The sequence below is a fragment of the Microbacterium laevaniformans genome (assembly GCF_016907555.1).
Taxonomy (GTDB): Bacteria; Actinomycetota; Actinomycetes; order Actinomycetales; family Microbacteriaceae; genus Microbacterium; species Microbacterium laevaniformans.
On record NZ_JAFBCE010000001.1, the window covers coordinates 1614157 to 1628474 of the forward strand.

Sequence of the window (14318 nt, forward strand, 5' to 3'; positions counted from 1 at the left end):
CCCCGGACCGGTTCGTGCACAGAGGGTCACGTCGACTCGGCGAACTCCATCAGACGCTCGCCCGTGCGGTCGAACACGGCCCCGCCTGCGAAGATCCCGATCAAAAGCGCCAGCGCGCCGATCCCCACGCCGCCCCACAGCGCGGTCCACGCCCAGCTCTCGTCCACCGTCAACGCGAGCCAGGCCCACCACAACGCCGGAACGCTGAGGAGCACCGCACCGAACATGACCACCGCCTGCGAGAGTCCGCCGCCCGTGCGCTGCGGCTGCTGAAACGGACTGTCGCCCGGCCGGGAGACGGCGTAGGGGGCGATGACCGAGGTGAGCGAGGACAATCCGAGACCGCCCAGGAAGAGGCTGGCGCACACGCCCGCCATCGCGGGGAGCATCGCCCAACGACCATGCAGGGAGATCGTCACCGGCACCGCTACCGCCAACAGGACCACGCCCACGACCGCGATCGGCACGAGACGTCCGGCCCGGTCGGCCGCACCGCGCACGGCCCCCGCGATGTGCATCCACAAGGCCGTGGAGTCGTAAGCGAGGTCGTTGTGCGGCAGCCATCCCAGGAAGAGCGCGATCAGCGGCGCCGGCAGCAGCACCGCGAACTCGAACGGCACGCCGACCAGCAGGAGCGGGATGATCGTCAGGGCCGCCGCGATCGGCACGATGATGATGTTGACCAGATATCGCGGATCGCGGAACCAGTAGATGATGCTGCGCGCCGCGATGCCGCCGGCAGCCGTGCCGCCGGTCAGATCGAACCAGCCGAGCCCGCGTCGCTGACGTGCGGCCCCCGGGCGCTCCGTCGTCGTCATCAGCCGGTCGACGAGCCAGAACCACAGCGCCGCAAGCACCGCGACCGACAGCACCGCGATCACGGCGGGGGCAGCGGCGCCGCCGCTCAGCGCGCGTTCGGGAAGCGCCCAGGCGGCCCCCAGAGGCGTGAGCGCGAGCAGGTCGACGGCCGCGACGAGGGCGGACGGGACTCCTTGCGTCCACTGCAGGGACGCGAGGAAGACGACGACGGGAACGACGACGACGATCAGGGCGATGAGGAACACGCCCGTCAGCTCTCTCGAGCGGCGATCGCGGACCATGCTCGCCAGGGCGAGGCCGATCTTCGCAAGCAGCAGGCAGGTGAGCACACCCAACACGGCGGAGACGATGGACACCCACACCGGAGCTCCGCGATCGGTCCACAGCGCGCTCAGCGCCACCGCGACGACGATCAGGGCGAGCGCCGGCACGCTGATCGCGCTGGCCAGCAGCGTCACCCCGGCGATCTCGCGGGGCGAGGCTCCGACCACGGCGAATCGTCGCGGGTCGAGCTGGTCGTCCACGCCGCCCACCAGGACTGTCACGAAGAACCCGAGGGTGAGAGCGGATGCCGCGACGATCGTCACCGCGAAAGCCGCATCCTCCGAGGAGGCGTGCAGGCGCCATGCGGCGATGCACACCGCCACCACGACCACCGCGATCACCGCGCCGCCGACCAGGGTGCGCACGGTCTGGCGTCGACCTGCGCGCAGAGCGCCGAGGAGGAGGTCGAGCCTCAGTCGGAGAACGTGTGCAACCACTCGAGGCCCTCCGCATCGCTGATGCCGCCGGACAGCTCGATGAAGCGCTGTTCGAGAGTGAGCTCCCCCCGCACCTCGTCGACGGTCCCCTCGGCGAGCACGCGGCCTCCGACGATCACTGCGAGTCCGGAGCAGACGCGCTCCACGAGCTCCATCCCGTGACTGGAGAGCACCACCGTGCCGCCGTGCGCGACGTAGGCGGACAGGATGTCGAGGACGACGGCGGACGAGACCGGGTCGACCGACTCGAACGGTTCGTCCAACACCAGGACGCGCGGTGAGTGGATCATCGCACCGGCGAGCATGATCTTCTTCGTCATGCCGGCCGAATAGTCCGACACCGGTCGGGACAGGGCATCGGTAAGATCGAACGCCCGTGCCAGCTCGGCCGTGCGGCTCTCCACGACCGCCGACCGCAGCCCTCGCAGCACGCCGTAGTAGTGGAGCAGCTGTCGACCGGTCAGCCGGTCGAAGGTGCGCAGCCGATCGGGGAGGATGCCCATCTTCTGCTTCGCCTGACGCGGCGCGGAGGCCAGGTCGACACCTGCGATGCGAATCTCGCCACTGTCGGGGCGGAGCAGACCCGCGATCATCGACAGCGTCGTCGTCTTGCCCGCCCCGTTGGGCCCCACGATCCCATAGAAGGTACCGGCGGCGATCCGGAGGTCGATCGCGTCGACCGCGACGGTCGCACCGAAGGTCTTCGTCACGCCGCTGAGGCGGACCGCGTCGACCTGCTCGTCCGCGACGGACTCGTCGACGGTGCGTTCGTCGTCCGCCGTCGACGACGCCGTGACGGCGAGGATCTCCGCGAGCGGGGATGCCGCGTCGTCCGGATCGGGCAGAGGCTCCGGGTCCACGAGGGACTCGACGTCAGCCTCGACTTCGGGCGAAACCTCAGGTGCGGCCTGGACGTCGTCCGCACCCACCGGCTCGTCCTCGACGCTCACAGCCGCCTCGGTCACTGCGACAGCATCGCCCTCGTGCTCGACGTCGACTTCGACCTCGACGGCGGGCTCCGGCTGCTCCGTTTGGGGCTCTCGCTCGACGGGCGAAATCTCCACGGCCGTCGTCTCCGCACCGCTCACGGCGGTGGTGTCCCGTGCGGCAGGCCTCGGCGGGAGTTCATCCGGCTCGATCGATGACAGCGGGGCGGCGGCCTCGAATCGTGCGGCCGCCACTGCCGGCGGCACATCCGGCGGCGGCGGTGTCGGTGTCGGTCTCGGTGTCGCCTTCGGCTTACGAGGCCGGGGCGCGCGTTTGGCGGCGGGCGTGGCCGCGGGCCGGCGCGGTCGCGGCGGCGCGACCGGTTCGTCTTCGCGCCCGCCGTCGCGGCGATCGAGCTGAGCTGCCGCCTCGGCGGCGGGCACGACAGGCAGCGGCGGCAGTGCGTGCACGCCGTCGTCGTCGTCCGCGGGGGTCGGATGGGGGGCGCTCACCCGTCAAACCTAGCAAGCCGACCCGACGATCGCCCCGATCGTCCACACACCCGCGTCAACGCTCAGCCGCTCTTCAGCGGCCGTCCATAGGATCGTGCCGTCATGGCCAAGATTCCCCGCATCCACACGCTCCCCGATGACGCGCCGTGGGCCGGCGGCCTGCCCCCGGAGGGGTCCCCCGAGCACCCCCGGACCATTCGCGCACTCGACCGGGTCCTTCAGGTTCAGCGTCCCGCCGTGATCGCACATCTGCGCAGCATCCGCCTGCGTCACCCCGACGCTTCGACCAGCGACATCGTCCGCATGCTCGAACGCCGCTACCTCGCCGCGGTGACCACCGGCGGCGCAGCCGTGGGGGCCACCGCCGTGGTGCCCGGCATCGGCACCGGCATGACCCTCGCGCTGTCCGGCGTCGAGACGGTGGGCTTCCTCGAGGCCACGGCGCTGTTCGCGCAGTCGCTGGCGGAGCTGCACGGCATCCGCGTGGAGAACCCCGACCGCGCACGCGCTCTCGTGCTGACGCTCATGCTCGGCAAGGAGGGCGTCGATCTCGTCGCCCAGCTCGGGCGGCAGATCGCCGGCTCCGGCGCGTCTCGGCCCGCGTACTGGGGTGAGCTCGTCACGAAGTCGCTGCCTCGAGCCGCGGTGGGTCCTCTCGTCGACCGGCTGAAGTCGGCGTTCATCCGTCAGTTCGCCGCCAAGGGCGGCGCATCCGTCATCGGCACGGCTCTCCCCTTCGGTATCGGTGCCGCCGTGGGCGGCACCGGCAATCACCTGCTCGGGCGACGCGTCGTGGTCGGATCCCGGCGCGCTTTCGGAGGAGCGCCGCTGCAGTACCCCGCCGAACTCGAGCCACGGCCGGGCGCGACACGTCTCGAGAGCACCGCGTTCGGCTTCGTCCGGCGCACCGGCAGCACTATCGGCGAGCGCGGGCGATCGGCCGTGACGGCCGTCGCCGGTCTCGTTCCGCGGCGCGGCGCGCGCAAGTCCGGACGGCCCCTCACACCGGATGACGGGGACCGCGAACCCGGGTGATCCCGCGCGGCGAGCGCTCGTCGCAGCCGCATCGCGCACAATGGGCGCATGGGTATCTTCCAGAGTCGGCCCGAGGATCCGTCCGAGTGGGGCGGGCTGCCCGCAGACCCGCGGGAACGGCCGCAGCCGGCAGAAGTGCTGCCGCCGCCGTTCGACGATCTCGGTGTGTTCGGCGCTGCTGGCGTCGCGATCTCGGTTCCGCTCGAGACCTTTCTCACGACGTCATCGCCCTCGACGGAGGCCGACCGCGACGGCAACGATCAGACCGGCGACCTCGACAGCCCGTGACCCCCTGACTAGCCTCGACGCATGCAGACGACGCTGGGGCACCTGGCTGTGTGGATGCCGCAGCAGCGGTGGTACTCGCCGACCGGACGCTCACCCCGCCTGCGGATTCTCGACGAACGCGAGCTGACGACCGGCGACCCGGATGCGGCCGTTCAGGTCCTGATCGTCGCCGACGGCGACGACGAGAACGCCATCGTCTATCAGGTTCCGCTCGTGACCCGTCCCGCCGATGTCACGGAGCCATGGACGATCGCGGTCCACGAGGGTCGTGCGTTGATCGACGGACCGCACGATCAGGCATTCGCCTCGGCGTTGCTCGCCGAACTGGGTCGCAGCGATCTGGACGGTCCGTCGCAGGTGCTGGTCGGCGAGCAGTCGAACACCTCGATCATCTACCGTCCACGCGACGCCGCGCCGACGATCTGCAAGGTGTTCCGCCGCCTGCATCCGGGCATCAACCCGGACATCGAACTCCAGTCCGCCCTCGCAGCCGCCGGCAGCCGCCACGTTCCCCCCGTCGTGGGCCATCTCGACGGCCGCTGGACGATGGCGCCGGGCGGCGGTTCAGAGCGGGGATCGCTGGCATTCGCGCAGGAGTTCCTGCCCGACGTCGAGGACGCCTGGCGGGTGGCGCTGGCCGCGGCGGCCGTCAACACCGACTTCACCGCCGAAGCCGCCTCCCTCGGTCAGGTCACCGCCGCGGTCCATCGAGATCTCGCCCGCCTGTTCCCCACCCCGCGCGCGGACGGGGTCGCCCGGCGCGCCATCAGCGCGGCGTGGCGGCGACGACGTGCCATCGCGGCGGTGGAAGTGCCTGCGCTCGCCGCCCACGCGGCGGCAATCGACCGGATCTACGCCGCCGCCGAGGCCTCCTCCTGGCCCGCCCTGCAGCGAGTGCATGGCGACTACCACCTCGGCCAGGTCCTGCATTCGCCGACGCGGGGCTGGATGCTGCTCGACTTTGAGGGGGAACCGATGCGACCGATCGCCGAGCGACGCGCACCGGATCTCGCCTTGCGCGACATCGCCGGCATGCTGCGCTCGTTCGACTACGTCGCGGGATCGCTGCGACTGCAGCGCGCGCCCCAGCAGCACGACGGCGCTGTCGACGGGGCCGCCGACGCCTGGGCCCGCTCGGCACGTACCGCCTTTCTCGACGGATACTCCGACACCGGAGGCGCGACCGCCCAGATCCTGCTCAACGCGCTCGAACTCGACAAAGCGGTCTACGAGGCCATCTACGAGGCCAGGCATCGGCCCGCCTGGCTCGCGATCCCGCTCTCGGCGATCGAGCGTCTGCTCGCAGACTGACTCCGCTCCGCTCTCGCGCGACGACGAAGGCCACCGTGAGAGGAACTCGCACGGTGGCCTTCGGTGGCGCCCGGCTGCCGCGGGCGGGGAGCGACGCTACTGCTGGAGCTGGCCGAGCGTGACCTCGGCGGAACTCGTCTTTCCTCCGCGGTCGTAGACGATCGTCGCCTTCGATCCCGCGGCGAGCGCCCGCACCTGCGCCGTCAGGTCGGTGGCATCGGTGATCGGCACTCCGTTGAACGACGTCACGACGTCGCCCTTCTTCAGACCCGCCGCAGCAGCGGCACCGCCCGAAGTCACGTCCGCGATGTAGGCTCCGGCGATCGTGGCGCCCTCCTGGGTGGCGGCGTCACGGACACCTGCCCCCAGCAGACCATGCGTGGCGGTGCCGTTCTTGATCAGATCGTCGGTGATGCGCTTGACGATGTCGGACTCGATCGAGAAGCCCACACCGATCGACCCGGACTGACCGCTGGAGCTCGAGCCGCCAGCAGAGGCGATGGCGACATTGATGCCGATCAGCTTGCCCTCGCCGTCGACGAGCGCACCACCGGAGTTGCCGGGGTTGATCGCGGCATCCGTCTGGATCACGGCGATGGAGATGGAGCTCTGCGCGGTCGACCGCTGTTGCCCCTGGCCGAAGTCGAATTGGAACGGCGAGCCGTTGCCGTCACCCTGCTGGGGGGTCTGATCCTGCGAGTCACCCTTCGGCGCGGCCGACGAGGCGATCTGGATCGAGCGGTTGAGAGCGCTGACGATCCCCGTGGTCACCGTGTTCGACAGGCCCAACGGAGCTCCGACGGCGACCGTCGCGTCGCCGACGTTGAGCTTGGACGAGTCGCCGAACTCGATCGGAGTCAGCCCCGATGCATCAGTGAGCTTGATCACCGCGAGGTCGTAGGTCGGGTCGGTGCCGACGATGGTCGCCGCGTACACCTTGCCGTTCGATGCGGTGACCGACAGCTTCGCGTCGGCGGTCTGACCGTCGAGCGTCACGACATGCGTGTTCGTCACGACGTAGCCGTCGGAGGTGAGAACCACCCCGGACCCGGTGCCGCCCGAAGAGCCCGCGGTCGCCGAGATCGTGACCACGCTCGGGACGACCTTCGCGGCGATCGCCGTCGTCTGATTGACCGAGGCCGTGTTGTTCACCGTCACCGTCGAGGGTGCTCCGCTGACCACGGTCTGCGACTGCGGGAAGAACGACGCCCCCGCCGCGGCTCCCCCGATTCCGGCCGCACCGCCGACGAGCGCCGCCGCGACCATGATGCCGACGATCTTGCCCGCACCGAGCTTCGCCGACGGCGCGTGCTCCGTTGCGTTCGTCGCAGCCGGGTAGACGGCCGTGGCCTGAGTGCCGAACGCCGAGGTACCGAAGGCCGGGCTGCCGTACGACGGGGCCGGGTAGGACGCGTGGGGCGCCTGCGGGCGAGGCGTATGAGCCGTCGGCGGGGTCGGGGCCGTGTACGGCGCCTGCGCGGCGTAGCCGGTGCCCGGCTCCGGCACACCGGCGGGCGCGGAGGCCGCGGCGCCTGCCGGCGAATTCTTGGCCGCGTGCGTGGCCGACTGCTCGGGCAGCGGCGGACGCTCCGGCACGGTCTCGCCCTGCTGTGCGGCGTCGATGCCCTGCACGGCGTCATCCTGCGGTTCGCTGTTGGTGGGGATGTTCTCGCTCATGTGTGCTTCCTTCTTCCCAAGACCTGACCAGGATGTCGCGCGATTCTGTGTGTTGCTTATGCCCGCACCTCGCCCAGCCTATGCATGTAGCCTGAGCGCGATGCGAGAGATTCCCGGCGCGTGGCGCCGTACGGCACAGGGTGCGGGATTGCTGTCGGCAGAAGGTGTCGCTGCGCCGACGATCTTCGCGGAGATGAGTGCTCTGGCCGCACGATCGGGGGCGATCAACCTCGGCCAGGGCTTTCCCGATGAGGATGGACCCGCCGCGGTGATCGATGCCGCCCGTGCAGCCATCGCGAACGGCCGCAACCAGTACGCGCCCGGTCGCGGCGTCCCGACGCTGCTGCGGGCGATCGCGGCGCATCAGGAGCGCTTCTACGGGGTGAGTCTTGATCCCGACCGCGAGGTCGTGACGACCGCCGGAGCGACCGAGGCCCTGGCCGCGACGATCCTCGCCTTGATCGACTCGCCCGACGACGAGGTCGTCGTTTTCGAGCCCTACTACGACGCGTACGCCGCCGCCGTGGCGCTGGCCGGCGCGCGACTGGTCACCGTGCCGCTGCACTGGCCCGATTTCCAGCCCGACCTCGACGATCTGGCGGCCGCCGTGACCGACCGCACGCGGATCATCCTGGTGAACGATCCGCATAATCCGACCGGCGCCGTCTTCTCCGCCGATGTCCGGGCGGAGATCGTCCGACTCGCCGAGCACCACGACGCTCTCATCGTGACGGACGAGGTGTACGAGCACCTCGTCTTCGACGGCGCCCATGTTCCGATCGCGACGTATCGGGCCGCCGCCGAACGCACCCTGTCGATCTCCTCCGCGGGCAAGACGTTCTCCACGACGGGATGGAAGATCGGGTGGATCACCGGTCCCGCCGATCTGATCGATGCCGTCCTGGCGGTCAAGCAGTTCCTCACCTACGTGTGTGCGACCCCGTTCCAGGACGCCGTCGCCGTCGGGCTCGGGCTTCCCGACGCGGTGTTCGCCGGCATTGCGGCCACGCTGCGGGCAAAACGCGACCGACTCGCCGAAGGGCTGAACGCCGCCGGGTTCACGGTGTCGACGCCAGCCGGTTCGTACTTCACGGTGGCGGATGCCGCGGCGCTGATGGAACCGGGAATCGACGCGGCCCAGTTCTGCCGCGAGCTGCCGGCACGCGCGGGTGTCGTGGCCATTCCGCTCACGGCCTTCGTCGCTCGTGAACGCCGCCACGACTACGCGACGCTGGTGCGCTTCGCCGCGTGCAAGCGGATGGAGGTCATCGCCGAGGCAAGCTTCCGTCTCGCGCTGATCAGCGCGGCGCGACCGTGAACCGGCGCAACTGCAGAGCCGGGTTGACGCGTCGGACACGGTCGATGGTGCCGGCATCCGCAAAACCGACCGCGACATCCGTCGCCGTTCCGATCCCGGCGATCTCGACGCCCTGAGGGTCCACGACCACCGAAGCGCCCACGCCCAGCGGCGGCGGGTGATCGGCGCCGGCGACATACAGGGTGTTCTCAATGGCACGCGCGTGCAGAAGCGTCCGCCAGTGGCGCTCCTTCAGCGGTCCCCTGACCCAGTCCGCAGCCACCAGGATCACGTGGGCGCCCGCGTCGGCGAGCACGCGCCCCACCTCCGGAAAGCGCAGGTCGTAGCAGGTCATGAGCGCCATCGTCAGACCGCCCACGTCGAAGGTCTCGGGAGCGCTGACAGGTGCCGGTTCGACCCAATCGGACTCTCGCTGTCCGAATGCGTCGTAGAGGTGAAGCTTGCGCGAGACGGCCCGCACTCCCGCAGCGTCCACGGCAACCACCGTGTTTCGCACGCGGTCGGCCGCGCCGCGTTCGACCAGGCCGGCGACCACCACGACACCGCGACGTGCCGCGATCTCCGTCAGCCCTGCGACGAATGCTCCGTCCAGGTCCTCCGCGTTGGCAGCGAGCGTGGGATCGAACGGATCGACGAAGTAGCTCGCGTACTCGGGGAAGAGCACCACCGCGGCGCCACGAGCGGCGGCCTCGCCGCTCAGCTCGTCGATGACGCGGAGGTTGTCGGCTTTGTCCGCCGTGGGCGCGAACTGGGCGACGGCGACACCCACGGCATCCGTTCTCATCGGTGGTGTCCTCTCGGAGGGCGGCCGGGCGTTCGTCCCATCCTCCCCGACCACCGCGTCGGGAGCAATGACCGGCCGTACCCGCCCGTGTACTCCGGCACGCGAAACCCGTGTTAGGCTATTCCTTGTGCCGCGGGGTGGAGCAGCTCGGTAGCTCGCTGGGCTCATAACCCAGAGGTCGCAGGTTCAAATCCTGTCCCCGCAACCAATCGATCGGATGTGTCATCCGGTCAACGAAGAAGGCGTCCCGATCGGGACGCCTTCTTCGTTTCTGAGCCCGACGCGCGACTCAGTCGACCATCGCGTCGTCCATGTCGTCGAGGAAGCGCGCGACGACACGCAGCTCGTCGTCGCTGTAGGCGTTCATCACATCGCGCATCTTCGCCATGCGCGCGCCCAGGTGACGAAAGAAGTCGCTCCGGGCGCGGTCGGTGAGCATCACGATGCGAGCGCGTCGGTCGGCGGGGCGAGGCCGGCGCTCGATATGCCCGCGCTCGGCGAGGCGATCGAGAAGCTTCGTCGTCGAGGCCGTCGAGATCGCGAGGTGTCTCGCGATCTCATGGGGCGACACCCACTCACCCCGCTGCTCTCGCACGATCAGCATGCGCAGCGCCGCCAGATCGGATCCGTTCATGTCCATGTCGCTGCGCAGCACGCCGTGCATGCGGTCCATAGAATCGCTGAACGAGCGCACGGCGACGAGCGCGTCGCGCACGAGCTGGTCGCGGTCTGTCGTCGGGATCCATCGGTCTGTCACGCTGGACACCCCCTCACTCGAAAGGTAGTATCCCTTAAAATCGCTAGCTAAACTAGCAATAAGGAGAAGATCGTGTCCCCGACAGAATACGTGGTCCTGCTCGACGACAACGGGGATGAGATCGGCACGGCACCCAAGGCGAGCGTCCACGGCACCGACACCGCACTCCACCTCGCATTCTCCTGCCACGTGTACAACTCGCGCGGCGAAACCCTGGTCACACGCAGAGCGCTCGACAAGAAGACCTGGGCGGGCGTGTGGAGCAACTCCTTCTGCGGACACCCGCGACCGGCAGAGCCGGTGATCGACGCAGTGCACCGCCGCGCGGAGCAGGAGCTCGGTGTCGCCCTGCGCGACGTGCAGATCGCCCTGCCGCTCTTCCGCTACCGCGCGGTCGATGCGAGCGGCATCGTCGAGCATGAGATCTGCCCGGTCTACACCGCTCTCGTCGACGACGAACCGCGACTGAACCCGCTCGAGGTCGCCGAGGCCCGTTGGGTCGATCCGTCCGATCTCGCCGTCTCGCTGCGGGCGACCCCCTGGGCTTTCAGCCCGTGGCTGGTGCTCCAGGCCGAGCAGCTCGGCGTCTTCGAAGAAGCCAGCGTGCGGAGAGCGTCGTGATCACGCTCCTCGACGACGACGCGCGGCAGAGCATCGACGCCGCCGTCGGCGGCGCGCTCGAGCGCCTCGAACGGCGGGCCGCGCCGCTCGGCGATGGCGCCCGGGCGCTGGCAGCCGCTACCGCCGCGGCCACCGCCGACGGCAAGCGCCTGCGGCCGGCGCTCGTCGTCGCGGCGTACCGCGCGTTCGGCGGGTCGTCCGACGCCGCCGATGCGGCCGTCTGGGACGTCGCCGTCGCCCTCGAGCTGCTGCACACCGCCTTCGTCGTGCACGACGACCTCATCGATCGCGATCTGGAGCGACGCGGCATCCCGAACGTCGCGGGTCGCTTCCGCACTCGTGCGCAAGCCTTCGGAGCGTCGGGCGACCAGGCGGCGACCGTCGGCGACGCCGCGGCCGTGCTCGCCGGCGATCTCCTGCTGTTCGAGGCCAGCCGACTGGTCGCGTGCGCCCCCGTGGATGCTCCGACCCGCGTCGCCCTGCTTCAGATTCTCGACGACGCGATCCTCGTCTCGGCATCCGGCGAGCTCGCCGACGTCGAGCACGCCGCCCGCGCGGACTATCCCGAAACCGACGCGCTGCTCGGCGCCGCCCACGACAAGACGGCCGCGTACTCGTTCGAAGCACCACTGCTGGCCGGAGCGGTGATGGCCGGGGCGACCGATGCCGCCCGCGCGCAGCTCTCGCTCGCCGCGGCCGACCTCGGGCTCGCCTTCCAGCTGGTCGACGACCTCATCGGGACGTTCGGTTCACGTCGCCAGGCCGGCCGCGACCCGGGGGCCGACCTTCGCGAAGCCAAGCGCACTCCTCTCATCGCGCTCGCGCGCGACACCGCCGCCTGGCCGCGGGTCAGCTCGGCTCTCGCCGTCGCGCATACGGGTCCGATCGCCGTGCGGCGCGCACAGCGCGAACTCGAGGCCAGCGGCGCACGCGACGACCTGGTCGCCCTCATTCACGACCGCCTCAGCCGAGCGCGCTCGCGGGCCGCGTCGCCGTCGCTGCCGCCTGCCGCCGTCGCACTGCTGGCCGAAGTCGCGAACACGATCGAGGGGCGCATCCCGTGAGCGGTGGATCCCTGTACGACCGGTGCGCGCAGGATGCGGCCGCGACCGTGATCACGGCCTACTCGACGTCGTTCGCGCTGGCATGCCGCCTGCTCGGCCCGCGCGTGCGCACGCATGTGCGCAGCGTCTACGCACTCGTGCGGGTCGCGGACGAGGTCGTCGACGGCGCGGCCGAGGCGACCGGCCTGCCGGCGCCCACCCAGCGGCTGCTGCTGGACGAGCTCGAAGCCGAGACGCTGGCGGCAGTCGCGCGCGGCTTCAGCACCAACCTCATCGTTCACGCGTTCGCGTTGGCGGCGCGCGAATGCGGGATCGGTCATGATCTCATCCGCCCCTTCTTCGCCTCCATGCGCACCGACCTCACGCGCACGCAGCATGATGACGCCTCGCACGACGCCTACGTGTACGGGTCGGCGGAGGTGATCGGTCTGATGTGCCTGCAGATCTTCGTCAATGCCGGTCGCAGCACGCCGCTGAGCCCCGACCCGACGCTGGTCGAGGGCGCCCGCCGCCTCGGCGCCGCCTTCCAGGACGTCAACTTCCTCCGCGACCGCGCGGACGACGAGAACCGACTGCGCCGCGACTACCTCGGCCTCCAGGACGGACACCGGGACCGGATCACCGTCCTCGACCGCATCGACGCCGACCTGGATGCCGCCGCGCGGGCGATCGCCGACCTGCCCGCCGACTGCCGGCGCGCGGTGACCACCGCACACGGCCTGTTCGCGGAGCTCTCCCGCCGCCTGCGCGATGACGACGAGACCGCGCGCGTCTCCGTGCCCACCCCCGTCAAAGCAACCATCGCGGCCCGTGCCCTCGCCGGCCGCCCCCCGAAACGGAGCACCGCATGAGCCGCACGGCCCTCGTCATCGGCGGAGGCATCTCCGGGCTCGCCACCGCCGCCCTGCTCGCGCGCGACGGCTGGAGAGTCGACCTCCACGAGGCCTCCCCCGAGCTGGGCGGTCGAGCGGGGTCGTGGGAGCGCGACGGCTTCCGCTTCGATACGGGACCGAGCTGGTATCTCATGCCCGAGGTCTTCGATCACTTCTTCCGCCTGTGCGGCACCACAGCGGCCGAGCAGCTCGATCTCGTGCCGCTGACCCCCGCCTATCGCGTCTATCCCGAGCCCGACGGCGCCGCACTCAGCGATCCGATCGACGTGGTGTCCGGTCGCGCGCAGGCGCGGGAGCTCTTCGAGAGCCGCGAGCCGGGCGCCGGAGCACGTCTCGACGAGTACCTCGATTCGGCCCACGATGCGTACGACCTCGCCGTGTCGCGGTTTCTCTACGACACCTACGCCTCCACGAAGGGTCTGCGATCTCCGGCCGTCGCCGGCCAGCTCCCCCGCCTCGCCCCCCTGCTCACCCGCTCGCTCCACGATCACGTCGCACGCCGCTTCTCCGATCCCGTCCTTCGCCAGATCCTGGGCTATCCGGCCGTCTTCCTCGGGTCGTCACCCTTCGACGCACCGAGCCTGTACCACCTCATGAGCCACCTCGATCTGGACGAAGGGGTCCTCTACCCACAGGGCGGCTTCACGGAGGTCATCGCGGCCGTCGCCCGTGTCGCAGAGGCCCAGGGCGCCACGCTGCACACGTCGTCGCCGGTGGCGGAGATCCTCACTCAGCACGCGCACGCGATCGGCATCCGGTTGGCCGACGGCACGGTGCACGAAGCCGACATCGTCGTGTCGTCCGCAGACCTGCACGCGACGGAGACGACGATGCTGCCGGAGTCGCTGCAGACCTACCCGCAACGGTGGTGGCGACGGCGCAACCCCGGACCCGGCGCCCTTCTGCTGCTGCTCGGCGTCGAAGGCGAGCTTCCGCAGCTGGCCCACCACACCCTGCTGTTCGCCCGCGACTGGCAGAAGAACTTCGGCGACGTGTTCGGCCGTGACACGCGGATCCCCGACCCCGCCTCGCTCTACGTGTGCCGCCCGTCGGCGACGGACCCATCGGTCGCCCCGGCGGGCAGCGAGAACCTCTTCGTGCTCGTTCCGATGCCCGCCGATCCGTCACTCGGGCACGGCGGCGTCGACGGGGCAGGAGCGCCGTTGATCGAGGCAGCCGCGGATCGCGTCATCGCGCAGGTCGCGGCATGGACCGGCATCCCGGACCTCGCCGCACGCATCCGGGTGCGGCGCACCATCGCACCGGCCGACTTCGAGGCCGATCTGGGAGCGTGGCGGGGCGGCGCCCTCGGGCTCGCGCACACGCTCGGCCAGAGTGCCGTCTTCCGACCTCGGAACGCGTCACGAAAGGTCGACGGGCTCTTCTATGCCGGCACCTCCGTGCTGCCCGGCATCGGCCTTCCGATGTGCCTGATCTCGGCCGAGCTGGTCGTCAAGAGACTTCGTGGAGACGACGGAGCGGCCCGCCTGCCAGAACCGAGCGGTGTCGGGGCAGGACGGGGCGTCGGCCCCGGCCGAGACGACGCCTGAG

Annotated in this window: 13 protein-coding genes and 1 tRNA gene; 9 read left to right on the forward strand and 5 right to left on the reverse strand. The window is 70.4% G+C overall.

The window, feature by feature from the left end; all coding sequences use genetic code 11:
* Positions 1-26: 26 nt before the first annotated feature.
* Both JOE53_RS07650 and JOE53_RS07655 read right to left on the reverse strand, forming a co-directional pair.
* Entirely contained in the window at positions 27-1580 is a 1554-nt protein-coding gene (locus JOE53_RS07650) for a hypothetical protein (RefSeq protein ID WP_204947323.1), read from the reverse strand.
* Complete coding sequence (locus JOE53_RS07655) at positions 1556-3019, reverse strand: ABC transporter ATP-binding protein (RefSeq protein ID WP_204947324.1); 1464 nt, start codon at positions 3017-3019, stop codon at positions 1556-1558. The genes JOE53_RS07650 and JOE53_RS07655 overlap by 25 nt, the downstream gene beginning before the upstream one ends.
* A gap of 102 nt (positions 3020-3121) precedes the next feature.
* Here JOE53_RS07655 and JOE53_RS07660 point away from each other — a divergent pair, with 102 nt between their 5' ends.
* Genes JOE53_RS07660 through JOE53_RS07670 form a run of 3 tightly spaced genes read left to right on the forward strand, consistent with a single transcriptional unit; the run spans position 3122 to position 5653 of the window.
* The gene (locus tag JOE53_RS07660) at positions 3122-4054 is read left to right on the forward strand and encodes a hypothetical protein (protein ID WP_204947325.1); all 933 of its coding nucleotides are present in this window, start codon (positions 3122-3124) and stop codon (positions 4052-4054) included.
* A 48-nt stretch (positions 4055-4102) separates the two neighbouring features.
* Positions 4103-4342 (forward strand): hypothetical protein, encoded by a 240-nt coding sequence (locus JOE53_RS07665; protein WP_204947326.1) that lies wholly within the window; start codon positions 4103-4105, stop codon positions 4340-4342.
* A 21-nt stretch (positions 4343-4363) separates the two neighbouring features.
* Positions 4364-5653: a maltokinase N-terminal cap-like domain-containing protein gene (locus tag JOE53_RS07670; protein WP_204947327.1), complete on the forward strand. Its 1290-nt coding sequence runs from the start codon at positions 4364-4366 to the stop codon at positions 5651-5653.
* A 96-nt stretch (positions 5654-5749) separates the two neighbouring features.
* Here JOE53_RS07670 and JOE53_RS07675 read toward each other — a convergent pair whose 3' ends face one another.
* On the reverse strand, positions 5750-7330 hold the full coding sequence (locus JOE53_RS07675; protein ID WP_204947328.1) for a trypsin-like peptidase domain-containing protein: 1581 nt from the start codon (positions 7328-7330) through the stop codon (positions 5750-5752).
* 100 nt (positions 7331-7430) lie between these two features.
* Here JOE53_RS07675 and JOE53_RS07680 point away from each other — a divergent pair, with 100 nt between their 5' ends.
* Complete coding sequence (locus tag JOE53_RS07680; protein WP_204947329.1) at positions 7431-8648, forward strand: aminotransferase class I/II-fold pyridoxal phosphate-dependent enzyme; 1218 nt, start codon at positions 7431-7433, stop codon at positions 8646-8648.
* Here JOE53_RS07680 and JOE53_RS07685 read toward each other — a convergent pair.
* Positions 8629-9432, reverse strand: a complete 804-nt coding sequence (locus tag JOE53_RS07685) for a carbon-nitrogen hydrolase family protein (protein ID WP_204947330.1) — start codon at positions 9430-9432, stop codon at positions 8629-8631. The genes JOE53_RS07680 and JOE53_RS07685 overlap by 20 nt on opposite strands.
* A 131-nt stretch (positions 9433-9563) precedes the next feature.
* Here JOE53_RS07685 and JOE53_RS07690 point away from each other — a divergent pair.
* Positions 9564-9640 (forward strand) — tRNA-Met (locus tag JOE53_RS07690).
* Positions 9641-9721: 81 nt separating this feature from the next.
* On the opposite strand, the gene JOE53_RS07695 is transcribed toward JOE53_RS07690, so the two are convergent.
* Positions 9722-10189 carry a MarR family winged helix-turn-helix transcriptional regulator gene (locus JOE53_RS07695; RefSeq protein ID WP_204947331.1) on the reverse strand — a complete coding sequence of 156 codons (468 nt, stop codon included), beginning with the start codon at positions 10187-10189 and terminating at the stop codon, positions 9722-9724.
* 72 nt (positions 10190-10261) lie between these two features.
* Between JOE53_RS07695 and idi the strand changes: the two genes are divergently transcribed.
* Genes idi through crtI form a run of 4 tightly spaced genes read left to right on the forward strand, consistent with a single transcriptional unit; the run spans position 10262 to position 14317 of the window.
* A complete protein-coding gene (gene idi / locus JOE53_RS07700; RefSeq protein WP_204947332.1) occupies positions 10262-10810 on the forward strand; it encodes an isopentenyl-diphosphate Delta-isomerase in 549 nt (182 codons plus the stop codon).
* Positions 10807-11874, forward strand: coding sequence for a polyprenyl synthetase family protein (locus JOE53_RS07705; RefSeq protein WP_204947333.1), 1068 nt, complete (start codon positions 10807-10809; stop codon positions 11872-11874). Before idi ends, JOE53_RS07705 begins: the two co-directional genes overlap by 4 nt.
* On the forward strand, positions 11871-12725 hold the full coding sequence (locus JOE53_RS07710; protein ID WP_204947334.1) for a phytoene/squalene synthase family protein: 855 nt from the start codon (positions 11871-11873) through the stop codon (positions 12723-12725). The genes JOE53_RS07705 and JOE53_RS07710 overlap by 4 nt, the downstream gene beginning before the upstream one ends.
* The gene (gene crtI, locus JOE53_RS07715; RefSeq protein WP_204947335.1) at positions 12722-14317 is read left to right on the forward strand and encodes a phytoene desaturase family protein; all 1596 of its coding nucleotides are present in this window, start codon (positions 12722-12724) and stop codon (positions 14315-14317) included. The genes JOE53_RS07710 and crtI overlap by 4 nt, the downstream gene beginning before the upstream one ends.
* Position 14318 lies beyond the last annotated feature (1 nt).